General features: G+C 60.7%; 19 protein-coding genes. 9 read left to right on the forward strand and 10 right to left on the reverse strand.

Annotated elements, in window-relative coordinates; translation table 11 throughout:
• Window positions 1-19: 19 nt before the first annotated feature.
• The 3 genes from BV071_RS02170 to BV071_RS02180 all read right to left on the reverse strand — a co-directional run bounded on the left by BV071_RS02170 (window position 20) and on the right by BV071_RS02180 (window position 2,686).
• Window positions 20-295: a hypothetical protein gene (locus BV071_RS02170; protein WP_035601394.1), complete on the reverse strand. Its 276-nt coding sequence runs from the start codon at window positions 293-295 to the stop codon at window positions 20-22.
• Window positions 213-1,586 (reverse strand): hypothetical protein, encoded by a 1,374-nt coding sequence (locus BV071_RS02175; RefSeq protein ID WP_035601396.1) that lies wholly within the window; start codon window positions 1,584-1,586, stop codon window positions 213-215. The genes BV071_RS02170 and BV071_RS02175 overlap by 83 nt, the downstream gene beginning before the upstream one ends.
• A 302-nt stretch (window positions 1,587-1,888) precedes the next feature.
• Window positions 1,889-2,686, reverse strand: coding sequence for a sterol desaturase family protein (locus BV071_RS02180; RefSeq protein ID WP_265593965.1), 798 nt, complete (start codon window positions 2,684-2,686; stop codon window positions 1,889-1,891).
• Window positions 2,687-2,708: 22 nt separating this feature from the next.
• On the opposite strand from BV071_RS02180, the gene BV071_RS32345 reads away from it, so the two are divergent.
• Window positions 2,709-3,389, forward strand: a complete 681-nt coding sequence (locus tag BV071_RS32345; protein ID WP_265593966.1) for an SMI1/KNR4 family protein — start codon at window positions 2,709-2,711, stop codon at window positions 3,387-3,389.
• A 299-nt stretch (window positions 3,390-3,688) separates the two neighbouring features.
• Here BV071_RS32345 and BV071_RS02190 read toward each other — a convergent pair whose 3' ends face one another.
• On the reverse strand, window positions 3,689-4,087 hold the full coding sequence (locus BV071_RS02190) for a DUF4259 domain-containing protein (protein ID WP_035601398.1): 399 nt from the start codon (window positions 4,085-4,087) through the stop codon (window positions 3,689-3,691).
• Between the two features lie 203 nt (window positions 4,088-4,290).
• On the opposite strand from BV071_RS02190, the gene BV071_RS02195 reads away from it, so the two are divergent.
• From BV071_RS02195 to BV071_RS02225, 6 genes are all read left to right on the forward strand, one after another.
• Entirely contained in the window at window positions 4,291-4,545 is a 255-nt protein-coding gene (locus tag BV071_RS02195; RefSeq protein WP_035601400.1) for a hypothetical protein, read from the forward strand.
• A 219-nt stretch (window positions 4,546-4,764) separates the two neighbouring features.
• Window positions 4,765-4,929: a hypothetical protein gene (locus BV071_RS35085; protein ID WP_265593967.1), complete on the forward strand. Its 165-nt coding sequence runs from the start codon at window positions 4,765-4,767 to the stop codon at window positions 4,927-4,929.
• A gap of 125 nt (window positions 4,930-5,054) precedes the next feature.
• On the forward strand, window positions 5,055-6,290 hold the full coding sequence (locus BV071_RS02205; RefSeq protein WP_265593968.1) for a hypothetical protein: 1,236 nt from the start codon (window positions 5,055-5,057) through the stop codon (window positions 6,288-6,290).
• A 484-nt stretch (window positions 6,291-6,774) separates the two neighbouring features.
• The gene (locus tag BV071_RS02215) at window positions 6,775-8,796 is read left to right on the forward strand and encodes a DUF3732 domain-containing protein (protein ID WP_265593969.1); all 2,022 of its coding nucleotides are present in this window, start codon (window positions 6,775-6,777) and stop codon (window positions 8,794-8,796) included.
• 151 nt (window positions 8,797-8,947) lie between these two features.
• Window positions 8,948-10,120 carry a redoxin domain-containing protein gene (locus tag BV071_RS02220; protein WP_035601410.1) on the forward strand — a complete coding sequence of 391 codons (1,173 nt, stop codon included), beginning with the start codon at window positions 8,948-8,950 and terminating at the stop codon, window positions 10,118-10,120.
• Between the two features lie 318 nt (window positions 10,121-10,438).
• Complete coding sequence (locus BV071_RS02225) at window positions 10,439-11,365, forward strand: hypothetical protein (protein WP_035601412.1); 927 nt, start codon at window positions 10,439-10,441, stop codon at window positions 11,363-11,365.
• Between the two features lie 13 nt (window positions 11,366-11,378).
• On the opposite strand, the gene BV071_RS02230 is transcribed toward BV071_RS02225, so the two are convergent.
• The 5 genes from BV071_RS02230 to BV071_RS02250 all read right to left on the reverse strand — a co-directional run bounded on the left by BV071_RS02230 (window position 11,379) and on the right by BV071_RS02250 (window position 17,071).
• Window positions 11,379-11,744, reverse strand: a complete 366-nt coding sequence (locus BV071_RS02230; RefSeq protein ID WP_035601414.1) for a nuclear transport factor 2 family protein — start codon at window positions 11,742-11,744, stop codon at window positions 11,379-11,381.
• A gap of 262 nt (window positions 11,745-12,006) precedes the next feature.
• Complete coding sequence (locus BV071_RS02235; protein ID WP_035601416.1) at window positions 12,007-13,299, reverse strand: hypothetical protein; 1,293 nt, start codon at window positions 13,297-13,299, stop codon at window positions 12,007-12,009.
• Window positions 13,286-14,497, reverse strand: a complete 1,212-nt coding sequence (locus BV071_RS02240; protein ID WP_035601418.1) for a hypothetical protein — start codon at window positions 14,495-14,497, stop codon at window positions 13,286-13,288. Before BV071_RS02240 ends, BV071_RS02235 begins: the two co-directional genes overlap by 14 nt.
• 101 nt (window positions 14,498-14,598) lie before the next feature.
• Window positions 14,599-15,885: a hypothetical protein gene (locus tag BV071_RS02245; protein ID WP_035601420.1), complete on the reverse strand. Its 1,287-nt coding sequence runs from the start codon at window positions 15,883-15,885 to the stop codon at window positions 14,599-14,601.
• Window positions 15,872-17,071: a hypothetical protein gene (locus BV071_RS02250; RefSeq protein ID WP_035601422.1), complete on the reverse strand. Its 1,200-nt coding sequence runs from the start codon at window positions 17,069-17,071 to the stop codon at window positions 15,872-15,874. Before BV071_RS02250 ends, BV071_RS02245 begins: the two co-directional genes overlap by 14 nt.
• 774 nt (window positions 17,072-17,845) lie before the next feature.
• On the opposite strand from BV071_RS02250, the gene BV071_RS02270 reads away from it, so the two are divergent.
• Window positions 17,846-20,122 (forward strand): DUF6797 domain-containing protein, encoded by a 2,277-nt coding sequence (locus BV071_RS02270; protein WP_052572771.1) that lies wholly within the window; start codon window positions 17,846-17,848, stop codon window positions 20,120-20,122.
• An 80-nt stretch (window positions 20,123-20,202) separates the two neighbouring features.
• Here the strand turns inward: BV071_RS02270 and BV071_RS02275 are convergent, their stop codons facing one another.
• Window positions 20,203-20,622 carry a cupin domain-containing protein gene (locus BV071_RS02275; RefSeq protein WP_265593970.1) on the reverse strand — a complete coding sequence of 140 codons (420 nt, stop codon included), beginning with the start codon at window positions 20,620-20,622 and terminating at the stop codon, window positions 20,203-20,205.
• Between the two features lie 150 nt (window positions 20,623-20,772).
• Here BV071_RS02275 and BV071_RS32350 point away from each other — a divergent pair, with 150 nt between their 5' ends.
• Window positions 20,773-23,325, forward strand: coding sequence for a carbohydrate-binding domain-containing protein (locus BV071_RS32350; RefSeq protein WP_052572773.1), 2,553 nt, complete (start codon window positions 20,773-20,775; stop codon window positions 23,323-23,325).

Raw genomic sequence — 23,325 nt, forward strand, 5'->3', positions numbered from 1 at the left:
GCAATTCCCTGAATCGGGGTCACTGGCCCTGAGCCGGATACCCGTAATAGAGATACAAGGCACCGTAGGTCCAGTTCGGGCCTTGCATGCCGGGGAAGTTCGCGCGGTCGAAGGTGAGCAGCAGGTAGGGCGCGGGATTGCCTTCGGGCAGTGGGATCAGGTTCGGCCAGATGCGGCCGTTGCCATTCTCACCCCAAGGCGGGAGATCGAGGTCAAGCTTGCCGATGGGCTTGAGCTCGGGGAAGGAACAGACGTGGAGGCTGCGGTCGGCGCTGCCGAAGAGCGCGTAGTTCACCCCCCCCAACCTTCTGGATCGTAGTGCCGGTGCTATCCGAGTCCGCCGGGCCGGCGATGCGCTGGAAGCCGCCATCCCAGCGCGCGGACTCGAAGACGGCGGCCTTGTAGCCATTGACGTTTTGGCAGAGCAGCATCCGCCACTTGCCGCTGGCCTTGTCGAAGATGCCGTGCGGATCCTCGTAGTCGCCGACCAATTCCATCGGCTTGGAATTCATGATCGAAAAACCACGGCGCGGATCCTTGGTCGAGCGCACCGCGAGGATCTCCTTCTTCTCACGCTTGGCGGGATCGCCGAAAGCGGAGAAGGCAACGGTCCACCCGCGCCACTCGCCGCTGGGGCGGTCGAAGAAGAGATGCGAGGCGAGCTCATTCCGAAGCAAACCATCGCCACGGTCGAAGACTATCATGCCTTCGAAGCGCGGATCGAAGATGCCGGGGTTCATACTGAAGACACCTTGTGCGGGATTCGGCAAGCCACCGCCGCGCGTGGTGGCCGTGAACCAGAGACGGCCATCGTCTAACAGAGGAGTCCCCTCTTCATTCGTGATCGCGCGGATGTCGGCTTGGCCGATGCCGGGCGTGAGTGCGGCGCTGGCGCGATCGACCACGGCATACACACCATCCTGACCCGCGGCGCGAACCCAGGTGGACATCTTGCGGAAGACCTCCTGGCGGCGAATGTCGAGGTGCTGGACGATATCGGCTCGGCCCATCAGGCGGATCTCGCCGCGGTCGCGCAGGTAGACATTGAAGCCCACGGCACACATCTGCACGACGAGCGAAACGGGATGATCCGCAGGGATCGGGCTGAATTTAGCAGCTTCGCCGGAGAAGAGTTGCTTGCCTTCCTTGTCCATCCCCCAACGCAGGCCGGTGATCGTGCCCTTGCCGAAAACAAGCTCAACACGCAGACGCTCGCCCGCCTCATGCACGAACTCCAGTCCCGCGCTGCCACCATCCCAGGCGCTCAGTTCCAGCTCGTAGGTGGCGAAGGGATTGAAGCCGGAGAACCAGAGCGAGGTATCCGAGACACCAGCACCGCGGATCATGAGCTTGCCATCCTTGAGCGTGAACTCGGCATTTCCCGCCCTGCGCTTGATGGGATGCATCACCGGGAGATCCACAATTGAGGCGGGATCGAGGGCAGCCAGAGGCAGTGCCTGCTCGCGATCGAAGACCATCCGCTTGCTGGCCTGGCGGGTGAAGTGGATATCGGCCGGAGTGATCTCTCCGTGGAGCGGGAAGCTCAGGGCGAGAATCGTGAGGAGGGATCGGAGCGGCCGCAGCATGGGGAAATTGAGGAGAAGGACGGTGCGAGTGTCGAGGGCGGTCGTGTGGCATCCCGAGTGATGATCCCGTTTGAGCCGCAGGATCTTTCGGAGTGCGCGCGAGGATCGTCGCTTTGAGGGTGCGCTCGCCCCGATCAAGGCCAGACAAGTTCTAGGTGAGCCCAACCCACTCGGACGGCCCGTGAGGGGTGGACTCACCTAGAACTTCAACGCTGACATCCGGGCACATTCACCCATAAAGCGGCGATTCCCGCCGCACTCCGAAAGCGGCTATGCAGCAAAGGGGGCCACCACTCGTAGCCCTAGGCTTGCTCCCTCGGCCGGCTGGTCACCTCGCGGAAGCGCTTCTCATACTCCGCGTGATTGGTCTTCATGATGCGGTCCCAGAAGTTGAAGTAGAGGCCGTAGTTCCCTCGCAGCTTCTCGTGGTGCATCGCGTGGTTCGTCGGCGTGTTCAGGAACTTGCCGAGCCACGAATCCATCATCCACTTCGGGTAGATCTCGAAGCCGGTATGGCCGATGATATTGAAGGTAATCTGCCAAGCCATGAACAGGCCGAAGGCCGCGACGTGCATGGGGATGATCATCAGCACCAGCGGGAAGATCAGTGCCTGCACCACCGCCTCCGCAGGATCGAAGGCATAGGCGGCCCATGGACTGGGATTGTGCGAGAGGTGGTGCGTGCGGTGGAAGAAGCGGAAGAGCTTGCGGTGATGCATCAGGCGATGCGTCCAGTAGAACCAAGTATCGTGGATGAAGATCGCGCAGATGATGCTGAGCCAGAACCACAGCATCGGATACTCATCCGTGTGGCGATACATCCGCGTCCAACCGTCTTTCGCCAGGGTGTAGGTCAGCACCCCGATTGCCGCGAAGATCAAGACCGAGCAAGCGGAGTAGAGCATCTCGCGCCGGATCTCCGAGGCCGCGGGAAGCTTCTGCACCACCTTGCGGTGCTTCCAGCGGCGGTAGAAGATCACATAGGCCAGCAACCAGGCGATCCCCGCGAAGAGGCTGTAGCGGATCGCGAGGGCGATCGAGGTCTGCGAGACCCCGCGGAAGAACTCCACGACGGGCTCCAGAAGCGGCAGATCATTCATCGGCGGAAGAATGCGGTTTGAAATGAAGGACAGGGTTGACTGTGGCACTCCTACGGGTGGACTGCCAGTCATGCTTTCGCTGAATGACTCACTCCGGCAGATCAACGCGGGGCTGGCGCGGATCCGGGAGTTCCGGCCGCTGTGGGAGAAGGAGTATTCCTACGACCCTGTGCTGACGCCGGAAGAGGTTGCAGCATTCGAGGAGAAGCACTCGTGCCGACTCCCGGAGGAATACCGGGAATTCCTCCTGCAGGTGGGCAATGGCGGCTTCGGAGGAGTCTACGAACTCAATCAGCACTTCAGCGACTCCGGCCATGAGGAGTGCCTGAAGGATGACGTCGGCCTCTCGCTCCCCTTTCCGGGCCTGCGCTATTTGAAGGACGAAGACTGCGAGGATGCCGAGGACCGCTTCAGCCCGCGACATGCACCGGGTTCGATCATCATCTGTGACGAGGGTTGCGGAACCTGGTTACGCCTCGTTATCACTGGGCCCTTCGCCGGCGAGATCTGGGTGGACGACCGAATCAATATCGACGAAGGCTTCTATCCCCACCTTGCGCCGGATGGTCCCACCTATAGGTTCCTGCCGTGGTGCCGGGATTGGGTGGCCCGGTGTGTCTATCAATATGGGCACAAAGGGAATCCGAATCGCGATCCCGGCGAGGGCGGGGCCGACTTGTCCGAATTGATGAAGGACCGCTAGACGATGAGTTTGCTCACGAAGATCATTCGCTCCCTGCTATGGGAAAGGATCGGCGACCTTGAGTTCAGGGGCAAGGGACGCGATTCCATTCTCGTGTCACTCGGCTCGGCCACCTTCGAGGTGTATTGCGAGGACTACGAGCAAGGAGGTGAATGCCACAGCGACTGGCACCTTGCCGGATCGAAGGAGATCGCAAGCGGCAGAGAAATCAACCAGGAGGAGATCGTGAAGGTCCGGCAGGAAGCATCCAAGGACCCGAGGATTAAGATCCGCACTTGGCGCCGGACCTCAGCCCATCTTCAACCCATCTTCAGCCGCTTGCGCAGGTCCGCCATCGCGGCCTGCCAATCCGGATCGTCTTCCCAGAGCTCCGGGAGCTCTGAGGGCTCGCGCTGGATGCGGTCGAGCGCGTCGAGCGCCTTGCGGACCAAGTTGTCTGATGCCTCCAGCTCGTTGGAACCCACCCACTCGTTGATATCGTCCGCACCGGAGGATGCCGGGTAACCCCGCAGGGCCGCGACGACTTCCGCGGCGGCGATCGCCTCACAGGCGGTGTCGCACTCGATGTAGTCGTCGCCCGCGCTCAGCACGGCCTGCAGCGCTTCCTGGACGAAGGAAAGGTCTTCGTAGCCTTCCAAGTCGCCGAGCCAGTCGCAGGCGGCGTCATTCCCGAAACTTGTGGCATTCCATGCACCCATGATGATCGGAGGTAGGTTGGTGGATTGGTGGTTGGTTCGGGTCCTTGATTGGTACTCGGCGCAAGAAGAGCCCAAGCCCGGCGGACAATTCAACCCCAAAGCGGACCATGCCGGGAAAGAGGCGGAGAATGTGCCGTGCCGCGAAATGTCGGCCAGCTTGCCTGCCCTACCCCTCTTGACATCCGCCGTCGTGAAGTGTTCTTTTGAACATAATACACGACGACGACCTGGAGATCCCCTGGAAGCACTACCGCCGCGAGAAGTTCAAGACCGCCCGCGAGGACCTGCCGCCGCAGCCCGTGGCGCCTTGGTATCGCGGCCCGAATCCCCGCTTCCCCCGCCCCGGCTCGGTCCTGCCGATGCCGCCGCCCAGCAACATCATTCCCCTGACCGTCCTTGCCAGCGCCAAGACCCAACAAGAACAAGACGATGACGACGACGCCAGCCTGCCTCGCTGAAGGATCAGTATCTACACCAGTGCCACCAGCAACACGAGCGCCAGCCACAGCCCAGGCATCGGCACCCGCCGCCGCAACAATCGCAAGGGCCAGCGCCAGCGCCCCGGGATCGGTATCGTCCCCGCCCGGGAAGGAGCAACCCGCCCCGCCGCGTTGCGCCGGCAGCCGCGCGCGCTGCCGCGTCGGCGATTGGGAATACCCCGCCTACATCACCGCCTGGTGGGCCGCCGCGAGATCCAGCGCTGCCAACCCGGCCGCGAGGATACCTTCGACGTCGACAACTTCGATCCCGCCCAGCCCGTCTGGCTCTTCGAACGCTGCCCCCACCCCGCGCTCAAGTACATCCGCGGGCAGGTTTGCGATGTGTGGATGCGGGTGGGGTGAGGAGGCCCCAGAACTGCTCTCTCGCTTCCCAATAAGGCGATGGGGCTCTACCATTTCTCCTGTTTTCAACAAAATGCGTAAAGCTTGACTCTCTACGAGCATATCGGGACCTTTCTCAAGCAGAAATGGAGGGACCTGACTTAACCCCTGCTCTAACCGGGACATGCTCCAGCGAGTCTTCGCAGAAGCTTTCTCATGATGCTACCGCGAGCGCGAAAGGCACAGTTTACCAAGTGGGAGTGTCAGCCTTGAAGTGCTTTGAGCTGAAGCCCAACGAAACGCTGTATTTCGAGAAATTCGGAGACGTGACAATTTCTGGATCGACACAGATTGAAGCCAAGCATGTCGCGGAACCGCTCACCGACGGCCATATCAATTTCTGGAAAACCCTCCACAATTGGAGTCGAGCTGAATTCAATCCATCTCATTATAGGTCTCTTATACTACTTACTACGCAAGAGTTTGGGCCTCGCTCTGAAATTCGAAAATGGGAAGATTTAGATACCGGTTTGCGCCTACAGCTCCTCCACAAGATCGGAGCCAAATCCGTAGCAAAGGCTGCCGAAAGAAAAGCCAAGAAAAGCTCGAAGAAGGCAGCCAAAAAGGCCGCTACTCAGGAGGACAAGAGACTCTCGGTTACGAAGCTCCAACAGGCGGTGCTCGACCCCGCCAATTCCATGCGGTTGCGTGAAATAGTCGAACGCTTTTCCATCGAGGCGACTTCACAATCGCTACCGGAGCTCTACGAGAAAATCAAAAATGAGCACATCCGGCACGTAATGGCTCCCAAGCGTTCCGATTACCTCGATGCTTTGATCGGGTTCCTCATAAACCCTTCAACCATCTCAAACAACTGGGAGATCTCTTGCGAGCGGTTCAACAACAAGTGCGCGGAGCTGACCTCCCTTTACTGCCGCCACACAAGAACCTTCCCCCAAAAAGTCACAACTACCAATAAACCCCACCTTCCAAGCGCCTCCACATATTACAACCATCGATTTGTGGAGAAGATTCGCGAAATCGACCACGATGAGGCAATAGTGGAAGCGATCAGAGATTACCTCTCCGCGATGGACACGATCAATGAAGAGTTTGCAACCTACGAGATTTCCAGCACAAGGACGGCCATTTATGCTCAGGAGCTGGTCGAGCAGTTTGTGAAGAAACGTCGAATCGCCCACCGCAACTCCACTAACAGCATCGTGGACTCACAGAATTTTTATGACAAATTCACTTCTGATCCACCTCTCGAATTCTCGGGATTTTCAAGTACACCCGTCTCCTTCAGGAACGGTGTGATTCACAGTGAGATTGACGATGCCGCCAAAGATCTAGCTTGGAAGGTAGGTTCAAATCCATGAGCAATGCAATAGCACACCTCCGAACGCTTCATAATAATTCATTCATCTTTTCACCTCTCTTTTGGCGCTTCTACAACACAACTGAACCCAAGGACAACTCGATTCTTCTCTCTTATTTGGTGCTACCATTGGTCCTCCCCCGGTTGAGCCGAGGAGCTTTGGCTAACAGCACTAAGGCTAGCTCTGTCTTCACCTTGCTTCGCCGCCGGGAGATTCTACATGGCTTCCAAAGACGCCTGGAGGACCATCGAGGACTAACCGAAAGAAGCATTCAATACCTCATTGACAATGAATGCATTAAGATCACCACTGGGGCTTCAGTGGAACTCAATGGGAGGAATCTCGACGAAGATTTCTGCCCTCCCGGCACCATAATGGCGGCCCAGAAGCTAGGGAGACTGCTTTCGCCCTATGACATCCCCACGATTTTTCGACTGCTGGACATAAGAAGACTATGAGATCCTTTGTAAGATACATTGGAGTAATGGATTACCACAATAAGGTTCACGGCGTGAATTTCAAGCCAGGCGTGAATGTGGTTACGGGCCGATCCTCGACCGGCAAGAGCGCTCTAATCGAGATATTTGATTTCTGCTTCGGCAGCTCCGATTTCACCGTGCCGGAAGGGATCATAACGCAGCATGCGGATTTGTATTTCACTATCATCAGCGTTCGAGATCTCACCCTTGTGCTAGCTCGGCGAGAAGATGCCCGAAAGGCTTTCCTCAAGGTGGAGGTCGATTCCGAAATAATCGATAATGTCGAAAAGTTCAATCGCGACTATTTCAGCGACGCGTATTTCTCAACGTTGGATCACTTCAAGAAGGAGTTAGCCTCATACTTCGGATTGGACATCACCGATGTTGATGAAAACTTGGAGGAGAGGGTTTATCGAGGAGGCCAGAAACAATCGCGTCCATCGATTCGCAGCTTCACTTCCTTCCTGCTTCAGCATCAAAATCTGATCGCGAATAAGCATGCTATTTTCTACCGTTTCGACCAGAAGGAGAAGCGGGATCAGGCCATCGATCACTTCAAGATCTTCACAGGCTTTGTGGATCAAGACTACTTCTTGAAGACTCAGAGTCTCAATGAGCTGCGGGCCCAGCAGCGCCTGCTGGAACAGAGGATTCCCCGCGCAGCAGCACTGAAGGAGCAAGCCAAATTGCGCCTCCAGGATGCGATCAACGCTTACTCTGCCGCTACTGGAATACAACTGAATCTTGGGGCGATTGATGAATTACTGGAGAAGCCCCAAGTGGCAATTGATGCATTGGAAATGTCCGAAGTGCAATTGGTCGCGGCTTCGGATCAACACATGAAGATTCGCGAGCACCTCGAAAAAAATAGAGCCAAGCTGACTGGCGAATTAAGAAAGCGGGAACTCAAAAGATCTGCCGTTCGGTCATCCATATCCTACGCTGATCGCTACTACAGCAATGTGCAATCGGTTCTCCTTCCTGATCGCGCCGATCTAGTCGAATCGGAATGTCCATTCTGCCATTCTCTTGGAAGCCCCATCACAAAGGAAGCAAACTTGCTTGAAGGGGCCATCACTTGGCTGAATGGTGAACTCGAAAAGTCGCCTAAAATGCTCAGTTCCTTTGCGGAAGAAGAGGCAAAGCTGACTCGTTCAATCGATAGCATTAAAGAAGAGATCTCTCACATTTCTCGGCAGTTCGAGACGCTGGATCGGCAGATCGAGAGCCTCAACAAAGGAAAGTCTCAGCACGAGATCGCGTTGAAGGAGAAGCTTCGCATTGAAGGCATTCTGGGAGAGTTGCTCGAAAAGCCTGACGAGAAGCTGGCGGACGAGTTGTCCGACATCAAATCTAAGATCACTCAGCTCACACGCTTGATCTCTTCGACCTACGACCTAGACCGGAAGCTAAGGTCTGCTGAAGATCGGATCCGCGTTCTAATGAGCGAGATTTCCGAAGGTTTTGAATTTGAGAAGACATACGACCCCGTCTGCCTTCAGTTCTCACTGACAACATTTGACCTATGGCATCAATCCCCCACCAAAGAGGTTTTTCTCCGATCCATGGGTAGTGGCGCGAATTGGCTGTCCTGCCACCTAACGCTATTCCTCGCTCTTCATAGATATTTCTGCGAACTCGGGGATTCATGCTTGATCCCATCTTTCATGTTTTTTGATCAACCCAGCCAAGTATATTTCCCAAGTGTGGTAGATCAATCTTCCGAATTCGACCCCCAAAAATTGGGGGAGTTGACCCATAAATCCACGGTCCGCATCGACGAAGACATTGTTGCAGTGACGAACCTGTATTCGCAACTCGTCGCATACTGTAAGACGACTCTAGAAGAAACTGGAATTGAGCCCCAGATTATTGTTACAGATCACGCTGATCATCTGAGAATTGCCGGAGATCGGGACTTCGAGGAACTAGTCTCTGGCCGCCGCTGGAGGAAACAGACCGAGGGATTTATCCAGCTGGATTCTGAGCCGCCGGAGCCTTCCCCTTCCGCTCCCTCAAATTCCTAGTGTCTCGCACGCCATGGGAATTTCCCTCGATCCTTGCCCTCCCAGCAAAATCGGGCTCGGATTCCCCGTAGTCCGGGCCTCCCGGGTCCGTCCATCGGTCCAGGCCGTCCGTCACCAATCCTCTCTTACTCAGCTTCCTCAACCAAATCCCATGAAATCCCTGCTTCTGACATTCGCCTTCGCCGCTGCGGCAGGCACTGGCGTCACCTTTGCCGCGGATCCCCCTACCCCGCCGGTTTTGGCCATCGGGCAGCCGGTGCCGGACTTCTCCCTGAAGGGCATCGATGGCAAGACCCACACGCTGTCCGAGTATGCGGATGCCAAGGTGCTGTGCCTGATCTTCACCTGCAACCATTGCCCGGACGCGATCGCGGCGGCGCCGCGGATGGAGGAGGTCCACCAGGCCTACAAGGACAAGGGCGTGCAGGTGGTCTGCATCAACAGTAGCAGCCCGATGGGCTTGACCCCGGACGAGTTGGGCTACGGCGCGCACGGCGATACTTTTGAGGAGATGACCCCCTTCGCGAAGGATAGCGGCTTCACCATGCCCTACCTCTACGATGGCGAGACCCAGACCCTGACCGCCGCCGTCGGCGCGCAGGCCACGCCGCATGTCTTCATCTTCGGCAAGGACCGCAAGCTGGCCTACTCCGGCCGGATGGACGATGCCGGCCGCAAGAAGGGCCCGGTGGAAAAGAGCTACATCAAGAACGCCCTGGATGAGATCCTGGCCGGCAAGCCGGTCACCGAGCCGGTTACCCGCTCCGTCGGCTGCTCGACCAAGTGGAAGTGGAAGCAGGCCTGGCGCGAGAAGGACCAGAAGAGCTGGGAAGCCAAGGAAGTGACCGTGGACAAGCTGGATGACGAAGGCGCGAAGAAGCTGCGCGCGAATGCCGCCGGCACCGTGCGCGTGATCAATTTCTGGTCCACCACCTGCGGCCCCTGCATCGCGGAATTCCCCGAGCTGGTGGATGCCTACCGCCGCTTCCAGAACCGCAACTTCGACTTCGTGACCATCAGCATGGACCCACCGGCGGATGAGGCGAAGGTGCAGAAGTTCCTGCAGAAGCAGACCGCCGCGCTCTCCGACAAAACCAAGCCGGCGGTCGAGAAGGAAGGCCGCAAGAGCAACAACTACATCTATAGTGGCCCGAATGCCGACAAGCTGGCAGAGGCGATCGACAAGGATTGGACCGGTGCCCTGCCGCTGACCGTGGTGCTCTCGCCGAAGGGTGAGATCGTCTTCCGCCACGAAGGCCAGGTGGAGGGCGTGGAGCTGCGCCGGCAGATCGTGAAGGCGCTGGAGGATTCGGGAGCGCCCTGAGTGAGAAATTACTAATTTCTAAGCACTAATTTTCAAACGAAGAGCCTGAGGCGGCACCTGCGATGAGCGGGTGCCGCTTTGTTTTGTTCCGCTTGGGCGGAGAGCGCGGATCGATACTCTCGATGTTTGCTTTCCGATTCTCGATGGAAGTAACGTGATCGGCGGCTTGCTGCATAGGAACCAGATTTTCACGCAGCGCTGATGGCCGGTGTGAGCAGAGGCCATCGGCTTTTTCGGGTTCCGCCGACGAGCGCGGGATGCGAGACTGAGGGGCAAAGGCGGTTCTCTTGGTGCCGCCTGACAAGCCCCTCCTCCACGATGAAAGTCCGCTTCATTCTCCTCCCCCTGCTCTTGGTGCTCGGAGCGATCTTCTGGATGCTCACCTCTGGCACGACGGCGTGCTTCTACGGTCGCGTGGTCGATCAGCACGGTGCCGGTGTGCCCCATGCGGAGGTGGAATACTACCGCGACCGGCGTTACTGGGACAGCACCCAAGCCTCCGATCTTCTTCAGACGGATGAGTCCGGTAATTTCCAGATTATCGCGCCGCGAACCCAGGCTCTCAGCATCACCGCCTTGGTCCCCGCGGGCTACAACTCCACCAATGAGCGGTTTGGGAATTTCACCTTCTCCCGGCTTGCCTACCTTTTGCCGGCGAGCGTTGCAGTCCCGCCGCATCATGCGGATCCCGCCAAGCCGGTGCTCTTCAAGCTCTCCAAAATGGGCGAGACGGTGCCTCTGCTACACATCGAGAGAGCGGGACCGATCCAATCTTTCAACCGCTACCGCACCGGCCGGAAGGCGGAGCACGTCCTGCAATTCGATTTCACCTTCAACGACACCCCGCTCCCGAAGCAAACGAACCAGAGATGGGATATCTACGACTGGAGCATCCACCTCGCGGTGCCCGGCGGTGGCATGGTCGAGCGGGTGAACCGCGAGCTGCTCGACGCGACTTCATTCATCGCGCCCGAGGATGGCTACCAAGACACACTCCTCTACTCTCCCAAGCCTGAGCCGGGGACCTATCGCAACGACCTGAACAAGGAGTTCTTCGTCCGTTATGGCGACGGGTCTTACGGGCGGATCGAGGTGAGAATCCAGTTGGACTTGAATGAGGACCCGAACCGCAAGCGGCGTCACTTCGCGGTGATCGATAGCTATCTGGACCCGGCCGGAGGCAGGGCACTGGAGTATGAGCAGACCAAGGCCCTTGAGGTTCCCGACTCCCTGCTGAAGAACTGAGCCCAGCGCCGCTTCAGGATAGCGAGCAGACTTCCATGCCCCGGATCAGGCCATGCTCGATGGTGAAGCGATGGCCCACCCGATCGTCGCCGAGCAGGTTTCCGGCTTTGTCTCGCACGACCTGTTGCACTTCGACCAGGATCGTTCCGGTGTCCTCTGGATGGAATGCCAGCGGCTCCACATTCGGATCGATCTCGCTCCACTGCTCCGTCCAGTAGGCGCGGACTTCCTCCGGCCCGCGGACGAAGCCACCCTTGAAGGCGCGCGGCCAAGCGACGTCAGCCGTCATGAGAACGAGAGCGGCGTCGATGTCCCGTGAATTGAAGGCAGCATAAGCGGCGCGGAGAAGTTCGGTTTCGGAGGCGAGGGTGCTGGGCATGGCGGTGGATTGAATCTTTCGGCTGTCGCTAGCCCTGCCCTGTGGCGAGCGCCAACGGAGAGTTCGTCATCCGGGGTGGCTTGATGACACGAGCGGCCTACTGGGTGCGCCGACTTTAGTCGGCTCGAGTGGGCTGCGGCTGATGATGCCTAGACGTGGTCAAGCATACTTCTTGGACGCCCCGGGGTTCAGACCAAGCACCAACCATTCAAGCCGACTAAAGTCGGCGCACCCAGTGCTGTCGCTCGATCGGGACCGCAATCTACTTCCCCACCCCGCCCCCAAGCCCCGCCTTCCACGCCGCGGCGGCGTTCGCATCCTGCTCCTTCCACATGAATTCCAGGCGCTCGCTGGCAGCCTGGCGGATCTCCGCGTCCCCCATACCGGCAATCCAGCGCGCGGCATCCGTGAATTGTTGCTTCTGGATCAGCGTGGGAATCAGGGAAGATGCCAAGGCGTCGCGCTGCACGGAGGGCGGTTGCTCGTCAAACCATGCCTGCACCTTGTCCGGATACTTGTTCTGCCACTGGGTCATCGCCTCGCGCATCGGTGCGGGCGCTTCGCGGCTGTCGGAGTGCTCTTGCATCCACCACATCAGGCCAGCCTGATCATACTCGCGGTAGATCGCGGCGGCCACCGCAGTGCCATCCGATTGCAAGCGCTGGTCCGCCGGGATCGCGCCGGACTCCTGGTAGTCCTTCAGCTCATAGAGATAGCTCATCATGCCCGCGGTGTCTTCCTGCGGCCAAGCCTTGAGCAACTCGTGATTCAGCTCCGCGTGGTCCCGCGGATTGCCGGTGGACTTCGCGAACTCTAACAGACGGCCGCGCATCAGCGGGTCATCCGCATACATGTCGCCCCAGGCGCCCATCAGGTTGAATTCGTCGCGGCCCCATCCCTCCGGCCGCTTGATCTTCAGAAACTCCGCGGTGGTACGCTCGAAGTCGCGCTCGATCAGCCCGTACATCGCGTTGCCGCGCAGCTCATCCCGCAGCTTCGCGAATTCCTCCGGCAGCTCCGCGGAGTCCAGCCAGGCGAAGGCATCTTCCGGATGATCCTGCGCCCAGTTGGAAAAGGCAGTCCGCACCTGCCAATTGCCATAGCCTGGAGCCTTCTTCTCCAGCAGCCCACGCAGTGCCGCATCCGGATCCTTGATCATCCACGCGGTTGCCAGCTTCTCCGAGAGCACCCGGAAGCTATCCTGGCCCTGATCCAGCATGAGATAGAGTTCCCCCAACTCGGCGGCATTCAGCTTGCCGATGAGATCATCCATCTGTGCCTGCGCCTCCAAATCAAAGAAAGAATTCGGGCTGCGTTCCACCAGCGCATTGAGGCGCTTGAGCGTGCTGGCAGCCATGTCGGCGCGAGCAGCTTCCTTCTTGCGGGTTTGCTGCGGGGCGGCTTCGCCCGTCTTTGCAGCTTTCTGCGTCGACACCGTCCGATCTATGATGCCGGAGCGCGCCATCTGCTGGCCCGCCTTCTTGCCCGCGAAGCCCAGCAGGCCGAGGCAGAGCAGCAACGCGCCGCCTTTCAGGAGTGACTTAGCGCGTGGCATCGTTGGGGGATGAAGAAAGGTGCTTGCGCATATCGGAGGGCATGGTCTTCAGCCAGGTCTCGGCAGCAGCGGCGTCCAGCTTGCGCCAGGCCTCGTATTGCTGGATCACGCCCTTCACGTAAGGGCTGCCGCGCTCATCCCTCACGCCCGGTTGCCAGTTGGTGCGCAGCAGGCTCATGGATTGCTGCTTCACCGCGTTCTCCACCAGATCCGCCCGCCCGTTCTGTGCTGCCCAAGCGATGGCCTTGTCCGGTTCATTGATTGACCACGACGAATAGGTGGCGTTCTGCCTCGCCTCGGGCAGGCTGCTGTCCACTTCGGTGATTTTCACCGGCGGCTCGTGACGGTAGAAGGAGTATTTCAGGTCGTTCTTGATTTCGGCCAAGCGCTCTTCCGGCAGGCCGGAGCGATCGATCTCCGCGAGCAAGCTTTGCGAAAGCTCCGGGTTGGTGGCCACCCGACTTGCCAGAGCCCTGACATAGTAGGTCAGCGCCTGCCCGTTGTTGGTCAGCCCCGCCAAGCGCAGCAGGGTCGCGCGGCGCGATTCCTCCGTCTCGCCCGGCCGGTCGGCCAGAGCCTTGGCCACGCCGTTTACGGCCGTTGCGGGAAACTCCGCGATCGCCCGCTCAAGGGCCGTCGCCGGGTCTTGCTGCACGAGCATCTTTCCTACCGCGTTGCCCACCGTCTGCTGCACGAAGCCCCGCCCGGACTTATCAGCCAAGCGCATGGCTCCCTCGGGGTCGTGATCCGCCCATGCGGTCGCGACAAAGGCAATGGTGTAAAGATTGTTGTAGGCAGGCTGGCCGGCCATCTCCGCCGCAGCCTCGGGGTCGAGCTGGCCCCAGCGGAAGAAGAGCATGGAGATCAGGGCCTCATTCACCCGCCGCCGCGGCTCCATCGGGATCTCCTCCAGGTAGGCCTTCACATCCTCCGCAGACATCGCGCGGATGATCTTCCATGCCGCCGCTGTCTCATCCGGGGATGGCTGGCTGTGTCCCGCGCGGTGGCGCAGCTCATTCAGCTTGTCGATCTGCTGGGTGCGGGCCTTCGGCGCAGTGACCCGCCGCACCACGGATTGGAGGGTGATCGGCTTGTTCCCGGCCGAGTCCATCACCCTGCACTCCGCCCGGTAGCCAGCCCAAGTGGTAATCGCCAGCGTGCTAGCGGCGAGGAGGGCGATGGCTTTCTTGGAGGGCATGTTAAATCAGGGCGCGATCGGACATAACTACCCGGGCGGAGGCAGGTCAATGCGGCTCTTCCCGGACGGCACCTTTCCTTTCCCGCAAGGGCTGCCACTACTCACTTCCCGGTGCCCAAGCTCGCCTTCCACTCCGCGGCGGCATTGGCATCCTGTTCACTCCACAGTAGCATCAGGCGCTCGCTGGAATCCTGGCGAATCTCCGCATCCTGCATCCCGCCGATCCATCGCGCGGCATCCGTGAATTGTTGTTTCTGGATCAGGCCGGGGATCAATGCCGAGGCGAGGGCATCGCGCTGCACGGAGGGCGGCTGCTCGTCGAACCAGGCCTGAACCTTGTCGGGATACTTGTTCTGCCACTGCGCCATCGCCTCGAGCATCGGTCCCGGTGCCTCGCGGCTGTCGGAGTGCTCTTGCATCCACCACATCAGCGCGGCCTGGTCATACTCGCGGTAGATCGCCGCGGCCACCGCCGTGCCATCCGTTTCCAGCCGCTTGTCCGCCGGGATCGCCCCGGACTCCTGGTAGTCCTTCAGCTCGTAGAGGTAGTTCATCATGCCCGCGGTGTCCTCCTGGGGCCAGGCCTTGAGCAACTGATGGTTCAGCTCCGCGTGGTCCTGCGGATTGCCGGTGGACTTCGCAAACTCTAACAAGCGCTCGCGCATCAGCGGATCATCCGCATACATTCGCCCCCAGTTGCCCATCGGGCTCATCCTCCCATACTGCTCTTCTTCCGGCCGCTTCCACTTGAGATACTCCGCTGTGGTTTGCTCGAAGTCCCGCTCGATCAGTCCGGACATCGCCGTGACCCGCAGGTCCTCGCGGAGATTCGCCGGTGCGTCCGGCAACTCCGCGGAGTCCAGCCAGGCAAATGCATCCTGCGGATGGTCCTGCGCCCAAGTGGCAAAGGCTCTGCGCAGCTGCGAGTTGTCGGCCCCGGGAAACTTCTGCACCAGCCATTGAAAAGCCGCATCCGGATCCTTGGCCATCAGCTCGTCGTCCAGCTTCGCGATCAGGATTTGAAAGCTCTCCTGCCGCTGATCCACCATCTTGTAGAGTTCCATCAACTCAGCGCCATTCAGCTTCGCGATGAGATCGCCAATCTGCGCTTGGGCCTCGCAATCCATCCGCAGGTTCGGGCTGCCCTTGATCACTGCACTCAAGCGCTTGAAAGTGCTGGCGGCGAGTCCGTCGCGGGCGGCTTCCTGCTTGCGGGTCTCGCGGGAAGCTTCACCCGCCTTCGCCGCCTTGGACGGAGCCGTGCTGCGGGCCACGATGCCGGAGCGCGCGAGTTGCTCGCCCGCCCTCTTGCCCGTGAAGGCGAGCAGCCCAAGGCAGAGCAGCAGCGCACCGCCCTTGAGGAGTGATTTGGCTTTAGCGCGTGGCATCGAGGGTGGATGGGGAAAGGTGCTTGCGGAGATCGGCCGGCATGGTCTTCAGCCAGGCTTCGGCAGCGGCGGGGTCGAGTCGCTGCCAACCTTGGTACTGCTGCACCACGCTCTTTACCGCGGGATTGCGCACCTCCTGCCTCACACCGGGCTGCCAGCTGCTGCGCAGCAGGTCCATGGCTTCCCGCTTCACCTGGGGTTCCAGCAGGTCCGTCCGGCCATTCTCTTCCGCCCAGGCGAAGGCCTTGGCCGGGTCCCGGTAAGACCAGCGGAAGTAGTCCTCATTGGTCACGGGCTGGGCGCCATTCGTGCCGGGCTGCGGGGGGACATAGTGGGCCAAGCAGGAATCCAACGAGGACTTGATGCTGGCTATGCGGTCTGCGGGCAGGCCGGAACGATCGATTTCCGCGAGGAGACTCGGCCCGATTCCCGGGTCCTTCCGCGAAGGGAGCGCCATCCCTTGGAGAAAGTAGTTGAGCGCCTGCCTGTTGTTCTTCAGACCTGCCAAGCGCAGCAGGGTTACCTGCCTCGACTCCTCCGTCTCGCCCTCCCGGGTGGCCAAGGCCATGGCCACGCTGTTCAGGGCCCCGGGGAACTCTGTGATCGCCCGCTCTAGGGCCGTTGCCGGATCCTGTTGCATCAGCATCATCCCCCCGGCGTAGCCCACCACGTTCTGCACGGCACCCGGTCCGAGCTTATCGGCCCAACGCATGGCTCCTTCTGGATCACGGTCCGCCCATGCGGTGGCCACAGCGAGGATGAGGTTGGAATCTCTCGCGTAGGGAGCCTGGACCGCCGCCTCTGCCGCCGCCTGGGGGTCGAGCTGGCCCCAGCGGAAAAAGAGCATCCGCACCAGCGCTTGGTTCACGTTGCGGGGAGGCTCCAGCGGGATCTCATCCAGGCAAGCCTTCACGTCCTCCGCCGTAAGCGCACGGATGATCTCCCAAGCGGTCTTGGTATCGCCGGCAGACATCGCGGTGCGGCCGGCTCGTTGGCGGATTGCGTTGAGCTTGTCGATCTGCTGGGTCCGGGACTTCGGCGCAGTCACCCGCCGCACCACGGATTGGAAGGTGATCGGCTTGTTCCCCGCCGAATCCATCACCCGGCACTCCGCGCGATACCCCGCCCAGGTGGCGACGCCCAGCGTACTTGCTGCGAGGAGCGCGATGGTCTTCTTGGAGGGCATGTTAGATCAGAATCTCACGAGAGATATCTGTAGAGCCGGAGGCAGGTCAATCCGGGACCTTCCAATTGCCGGCTTTCCTCTCATGCACCACCCGCCGTTTGAGCAAAGATTGAATTCCCCTCCACATTCCGACCTGCTAACGGAATCCCGATGAAACCCTCTCTCCTCCTCGCTGCCTTCGCCATCCTCGGCCCGATCACCCCGCTCCGGGCTGAAGACCCCGCTCCCGCCGCCATCGAGGCGCCGGCGGTGGAGAAGCTGGAGGGCACTTCCTGGAAGTGGGAATCCGGCGGCACGCTCCGCCTGCTGCCCAAGGGCGTGGCCACCCACACCCGCTGGAACTCCAAGGGCAAGTGGAAGCGCAACAAGAAGGGCGACATCGAACTCTCCGGGCCGAAGACTCCTTCGTGCTCCAATTCATGTCCGAGACCAAGGCCTTCGTCACCTCGAAGGGCCAGCGCCACACCGTCATCACCCAGCTCAAGGACGAGAAGCCGGAGTAGCCCCCAGATTGTAAGGAAAAGCTTCCTTCCAACCGAAAATCCGGAAATCGCCCCTCCGGACCGAAGCGGTGCGGCCTTTTGCAGCGCTGATTTAAACGGCTCAAAGCTCCGTTTTTCCTTGGAATGCAATCGCGTGCAACTCCCGGGATTTTTCCGCCACCCCCGGCGAAAATAAACAAGACACGGATTCTTGTAAACCAACCCCCTGTTTCGCACCGTATAGGGACTGCCAAGCAGCGAAACCACAACCCGCAACCGGCACCCGCTATTCATGAATCAAGCAACCGTGCGACGAACCCTCGTCAGTCTAGCCCTTCTCACCGCCGCGCCCTCCGCCTTTGGTCAGGAGAAGGATTGGTACAAGAACATGCAAATCGGTCCGGCCTGGAGCGATACCTTCGCCGGCACGCTGGGCGGCAAGGAAGGCCCGGTCGCAGTCAAAGGCATCCTCGTCGATATCGGCGAGGGCAACCGCGTGCTCTTCGACACCGAGACCCTGCGCGTGGTCTCCGCCTACCATGGTGACATCAAGTGGGGCGGCACCCCATGGACCGGCGAGCACGGCAAGCTGATCGCGATCGACAACGGCGGCGACAAGGCGCTCGTCAGCATCCCCGCCGGCCCCGGCTGGGCGGATGCCTCCGGCAATTTCACCGACAAGCGCGACAAGGAGCTCCACGGCTGGGGCAATCTCGAGCACGCGAAATACAAGGGCTTCTTCCGCGACGGCAAGAAGATCATCTTCTCCTACGAGGTGCTCGGCACCCCGGTTTACGAGTCCTACGAATCCATCCCGAATGGCATCGTCCGCCAGTTCCAGGTGGCCGCGCACAAGCAGGCTCTCAGCTTCGCGGTCGCGGGTGCCGATGACGCCCTGACGGTGAGCGCGGACAAGGCCGGCCTGAAGTCCGGCGCCTCGGTCGCCATTGGCGGCAAGGGCCCGAGCCTCGCGAAGGACGGCGGCCTCGTGGTTGCCCGGCTTTCCGCCTCTTCCGCGCCGATCACCTTCACCGTCGCCTACACCAAGGGCGAAGCCGCAGCCCCCGCGCCCGTGGACTTGGCGGCCCTCACCAAGGGCGGCGATCCGCTCTGGGGCAAGGAGATCAAGGTCGCTGGCAACGTCTCGACGGACACCAAGGCCCCGTGGGTCACCGATACCATCCCGGTGCCGAGCGACAACCCGTGGAAGGCCAGCATTCGCTTCAGCGGCTTCGACTTCATCGATGAAGACACCGCCGCCGTCTGCACCTGGAACGGCGACGTCTGGACCGTCTCCGGCCTGAAGGGCGACTGGTCGAGCCTCACCTGGAAGCGCTTCGCCTCCGGTCTCTTCGAGCCCCTCGGCCTGAAGGTCGTCGATGGCAGCGTTTACGTCCACGGCCGCGACCAGATCACCAAGCTGACCGACCTGAACAAGGACGGCGAGGCGGACCGCTACGACGCCTTCTTCCGCGATGAAGCGGTCTCCCCGAACTTCCACGAGTTCGGCTTCGAGCTGCAGACCGACAAGCAGGGCAACTTCTACACCTGCAAGGCCTCCCCGGTCCGCGGTGGCGGTCGTGGCTTCGATACCATCTACCCGAGCCATGGCACGGTCCTGCAGATCTCGGCAGACGGCACGAAGAGCCGCGTGATCGCCACCGGTCTGCGCGCGCCCGGCGGTCTGGCAGTCGGTCCGAACGGTGAGATCACCACCGGCGAGAACGAGGGCACCTGGCAGCCCTGCTGCAAGCTGAACTACTTCACCCCGAAGGATTTCAAGGACGGTCCGGTCTTCCTCGGCACCGAGCCGAGCAAGCACGACGCCAAGAAGGACCTCCACGAGCCGCTCTGCTACTTCCCGATGAGCGTGGACAACTCCGGAGGTTCCCAGGTCTGGGTGCCGGAGGGCGTGGACTTCGGTCTGAAGCCCGGCGAGCTCATCCACGGTTCCTACGGCCAGTCTTCCCTCTTCCGCGTGCTGCCGGATCCGGTGGATGGCGTAATGCAGGGCGGCGTGGTGAAGCTGCCGATCACCCTGGGTGCCTCCGCAATGCGCGAGCGTTTCCACAAGGATGGCTCGATGTATGTCTGCGGCCTGCGCGGCTGGCAGACGAATGCAGCGAATGAAACCGCCTTCCAGCGCATCCGCTACAACAAGGGCGTCGCAGTGCCGCTGCCGAACAAGGTGGAATTCACCAAGACCGGCGTGCGTATCAGCTTCGAGAAGTCGATCAGCGCTGACCTCGCCAAGGATCCCGCCAGCTACAACGCCGAGCGTTGGAACTACGTCCGCGGCCCGCAATACGGTTCCGGCGAGTTCTCCGTGGATAACGTCGACCAAGACGCCGAGAAGCGTGCCCTCGACAAGGAATCCCACGATTACAAGAAGCACGACGCGATCAAGATCACCGCTGCCCGCCCCTCCAAGGACGGCAAGTCGGTCGAGCTCGATTTCGAAGGCCACAAGCCCTCGATGACCCTCAAGGTCGCCTGGGATCTGGAAGACAGCGCCGGCGAAGTGGTCAAGGGCGAATACTACGGCACCTATCGGAAGGCCGGGAAGTAAGCCCAAGCTCCAGTAGCCAGTTGATTCAATCGAAGGAGGCAGGACGAAAGTCCTGCCTCCTTTTTCGTCTCCGGCTAAGTTCACTCCTTGAGCCCGCCATCATGCCCTTCCAGCGGCGTTGAAAGCGGAGCGCCTTTCGGATTCACCACAAAGGCGATGACCACCGTCTTCTCCGTGGCGTCCGGATTCTTCGCCACCATGTGATGGCTGCCCGCGGGCTCGAAAAAGGTGTCACCCGCCTTCAGCTTCAGGAGCGGCCCATCCTTCAGCTGGAACTCCAGCTTGCCGCTCTCTACATAGCCCGTGACCATGCCGGCATGCACGTGCGGCGGTGCTTCGGCCCCGGGCTGGAGCTCGATGCGTTTGACGAGGATCTCCTTGTCGGCTTGCTCGGGGTAGGCGCGCTTGAAAATCTCCGTGATCTTCACGGGCTCTTCCGCAGCGGCTGCCAGGGCGAAGGAGGCGGCTGCAGCCATCAGGATACGAATCGGTGTTCTCATAGTGGTGATCGGTTTCATCTCCCTTCCAACGAGATTGCCTGCCGGAGCGTGACAGCCCGGGGCGGAAATTCCGGACCTGACCGGAAGGAATAAAAATTTCTCCCTTAATCGTGGCTTAATTGTCACAAACCTAGGGTGCGGCCTGAAACGATGACCGCAAGAAACCTGATCGCCCGTGCGACTTGCCTGATTCTCTCCGCTGCCCCCGCCGCCGTGACAGCCGCGGATCGGGACCGCATTGAGGACTCCGACTACAGCAAAACTGTCACGATCGTCTTCAGCGGCGACTCCTCCACCGTGACGAACGGCGCGGGCGTCACCATCAGCTACGGTGCCAATACCGCCAGCATCGCGATCAGCTCTGCCATGGAGGGCGTCCAGTATGTCCTCTCCGGCACCTCGGCGAATGGCTATGTGCAGATCACCAGCACTTACGCCTCCAAGGTCACCCTCAATGGGGTCAATCTCACCAGCAGCACCGGCCCGGCGCTTTCGATGATCTCGGCCGCGCGGAATTTCGTGGTCACTGCGAATGGCAGCACGAACTCACTGACGGACGGCAGCACCTACACCCGCAGCGGCTCCGGCACGCTCTACACCAGCGGCCCGATGATCCTCAGCGGCAAGGGTAGCCTCAGCGTCGCCGGAGTGAAGTCCCACGCCATTTACGGCGGCAGCTACATCCGCTGCATGGGCGGCGATGTGAAGGTCAGCTCCGCCGTGAAGGACGCCATCCACTCGAAGACTCTCTTCCGCATGGACCAAGGCTCCCTCGATCTCACCGCCACAGGCGATGGCATCGATGGCGACTCCGGCGCGATCCAGGTCAATGGCGGCAGCATCAACATCCGCAGCCTGGTGGACGACACCAAGGCGATGGGTTGCGAGGGCCTGATCACCATCAACGGCGGCAACCTCAACCTGACCGTCAATGGCGTGCAGTCCAAGGGCATCTCCGGTAAGTCCGACATCGCCATCAATGGCGGCACCTTGGCCTGCAATCTTGCCGGCGCGGTTTATCTGGAAACGGTCACCGACGTCACCACCTACGTCGATCCCTCCTACTGCACCGGCGTGAAGTGCGATGGCAACCTGACCGTGGGCGGCGGCAGCGTCACCATCACCCACACCGGTCTCGCGGGCAAAGGCATCTCCGCAGATGGGAATGTCGCGATCAATGGCGGCACTGTGGACGTCTTCACCAGCGGTGCGCGCTCGGCCTCTTTCACCAATTCGCTCGGTGCCACGGATACTGCCTCCGCCGATTGCATCGATGCGGATGGCACGCTCACCATCAGCTCCGGAACGGTCATCGCGCGCAGCACCGGGATCGGTGGCGACTGTCTGTCTTCGGACCTCGCCCTTACGGTGGGTGGCGGCAATCTGACCCTCACCACCGATGGTGCCTCCGGCGATTGCCTGGCCACGAACAGCACCCTCGCAGTCAATGGCGGCACCCTCGCCCTCACCGTGAAGGGCGGCCAGGGCAAGGGCTTCAAGAGCACCGGTGTCATGACGGTCGGCGGCGGCAGCAGCACCTTCACCATGTCTGGCGGCGTGGTCCAGGAAAACGTCACTGCCAGCACCTACAATCCCGTCTACTGCACCGCGATGAAGAGCGATAGCACCATCGCCATCACCGCAGGCAATATCACCATGACCCACAGCGGCATCGCCGGGAAGGGCATCTCTGCGGATGGCAACCTGACGATTTCCGGCGGCACTCTCAATCTCACTAACAACGGCGCGAACTCGGCCACCTTCACCAATTCGTCGAACGCCACCGACATGGCCTCGGCCGATTGCATCAAGGCGGATGGCACCCTGAGTATCACCGGCGGCAGCATCACCGCCACCAGCACCGGGGGCGGCGCGGACGCCATCAGTGGCGATGGCGTGGTCACCATCGGCACCGCTGGCATCACCGCCACGCCGCTGATCACCGCCAGCGTCAGCGGTGCGCGGGTGCTGGTCTCCGGTTCGGACTACATGAATGCAAAGGCCCTCAAGGCCGACGGCAACCTGACCATGAATGGTGGCACCTACAAGGGCACTACCACCACCAACGGCAGTGAGGCCATGGAGAGCAAGGCCACCCTGACGATCAACGGTGGCATCGTGGAGATCAACTCCTACGATGACGGCATCAACGCCGCGACCAAGATCGCCATCACCGGCGGCTTGATCTACTCCTACGCCAGCAACAACGACGGCATCGACTCGAACGGCACCTTCGCGATCAGCGGCGGCACCATCATCAGCTCCGGTGCCAGCGCCCCGGAAGAAGGCTTCGACTGCGACCAGAATAACTTCGCTGTCACCGGCGGCACCCTGATCGGCACCGGCGGCGCTACCAGCACGCCGACCACCGCCAGCAGCACCCAGCGCACAGTCCTCTACAAGGGCACCGGCACCGCCAACACGATCCTGCACATCACCTCCGCAAGCGGCACAAATCTGGTTTACAAGATCCCGCGCACCTACGCCGCCGGCGGTGGCGGCCCAGGTGGCGGCGGGACCACCCCGATGACCATGCTGATCAGCAATGCGGGCCTCGTCTCGGGCACCACCTACTCGATCATCAGTGGCGCCACTGTCACCGGCGGCACGGAATTCCACGGCTATTACACCGGCGCGACCGTCACCGGCGGCACCACGCTGAAGACCTTCAATCCGACCGCAATCGTTACCACCGTCCAATAA

The sequence above is a fragment of the Haloferula sp. BvORR071 genome, assembly GCF_000739615.1.
Taxonomy (GTDB): Bacteria; Verrucomicrobiota; Verrucomicrobiia; order Verrucomicrobiales; family Akkermansiaceae; genus Haloferula.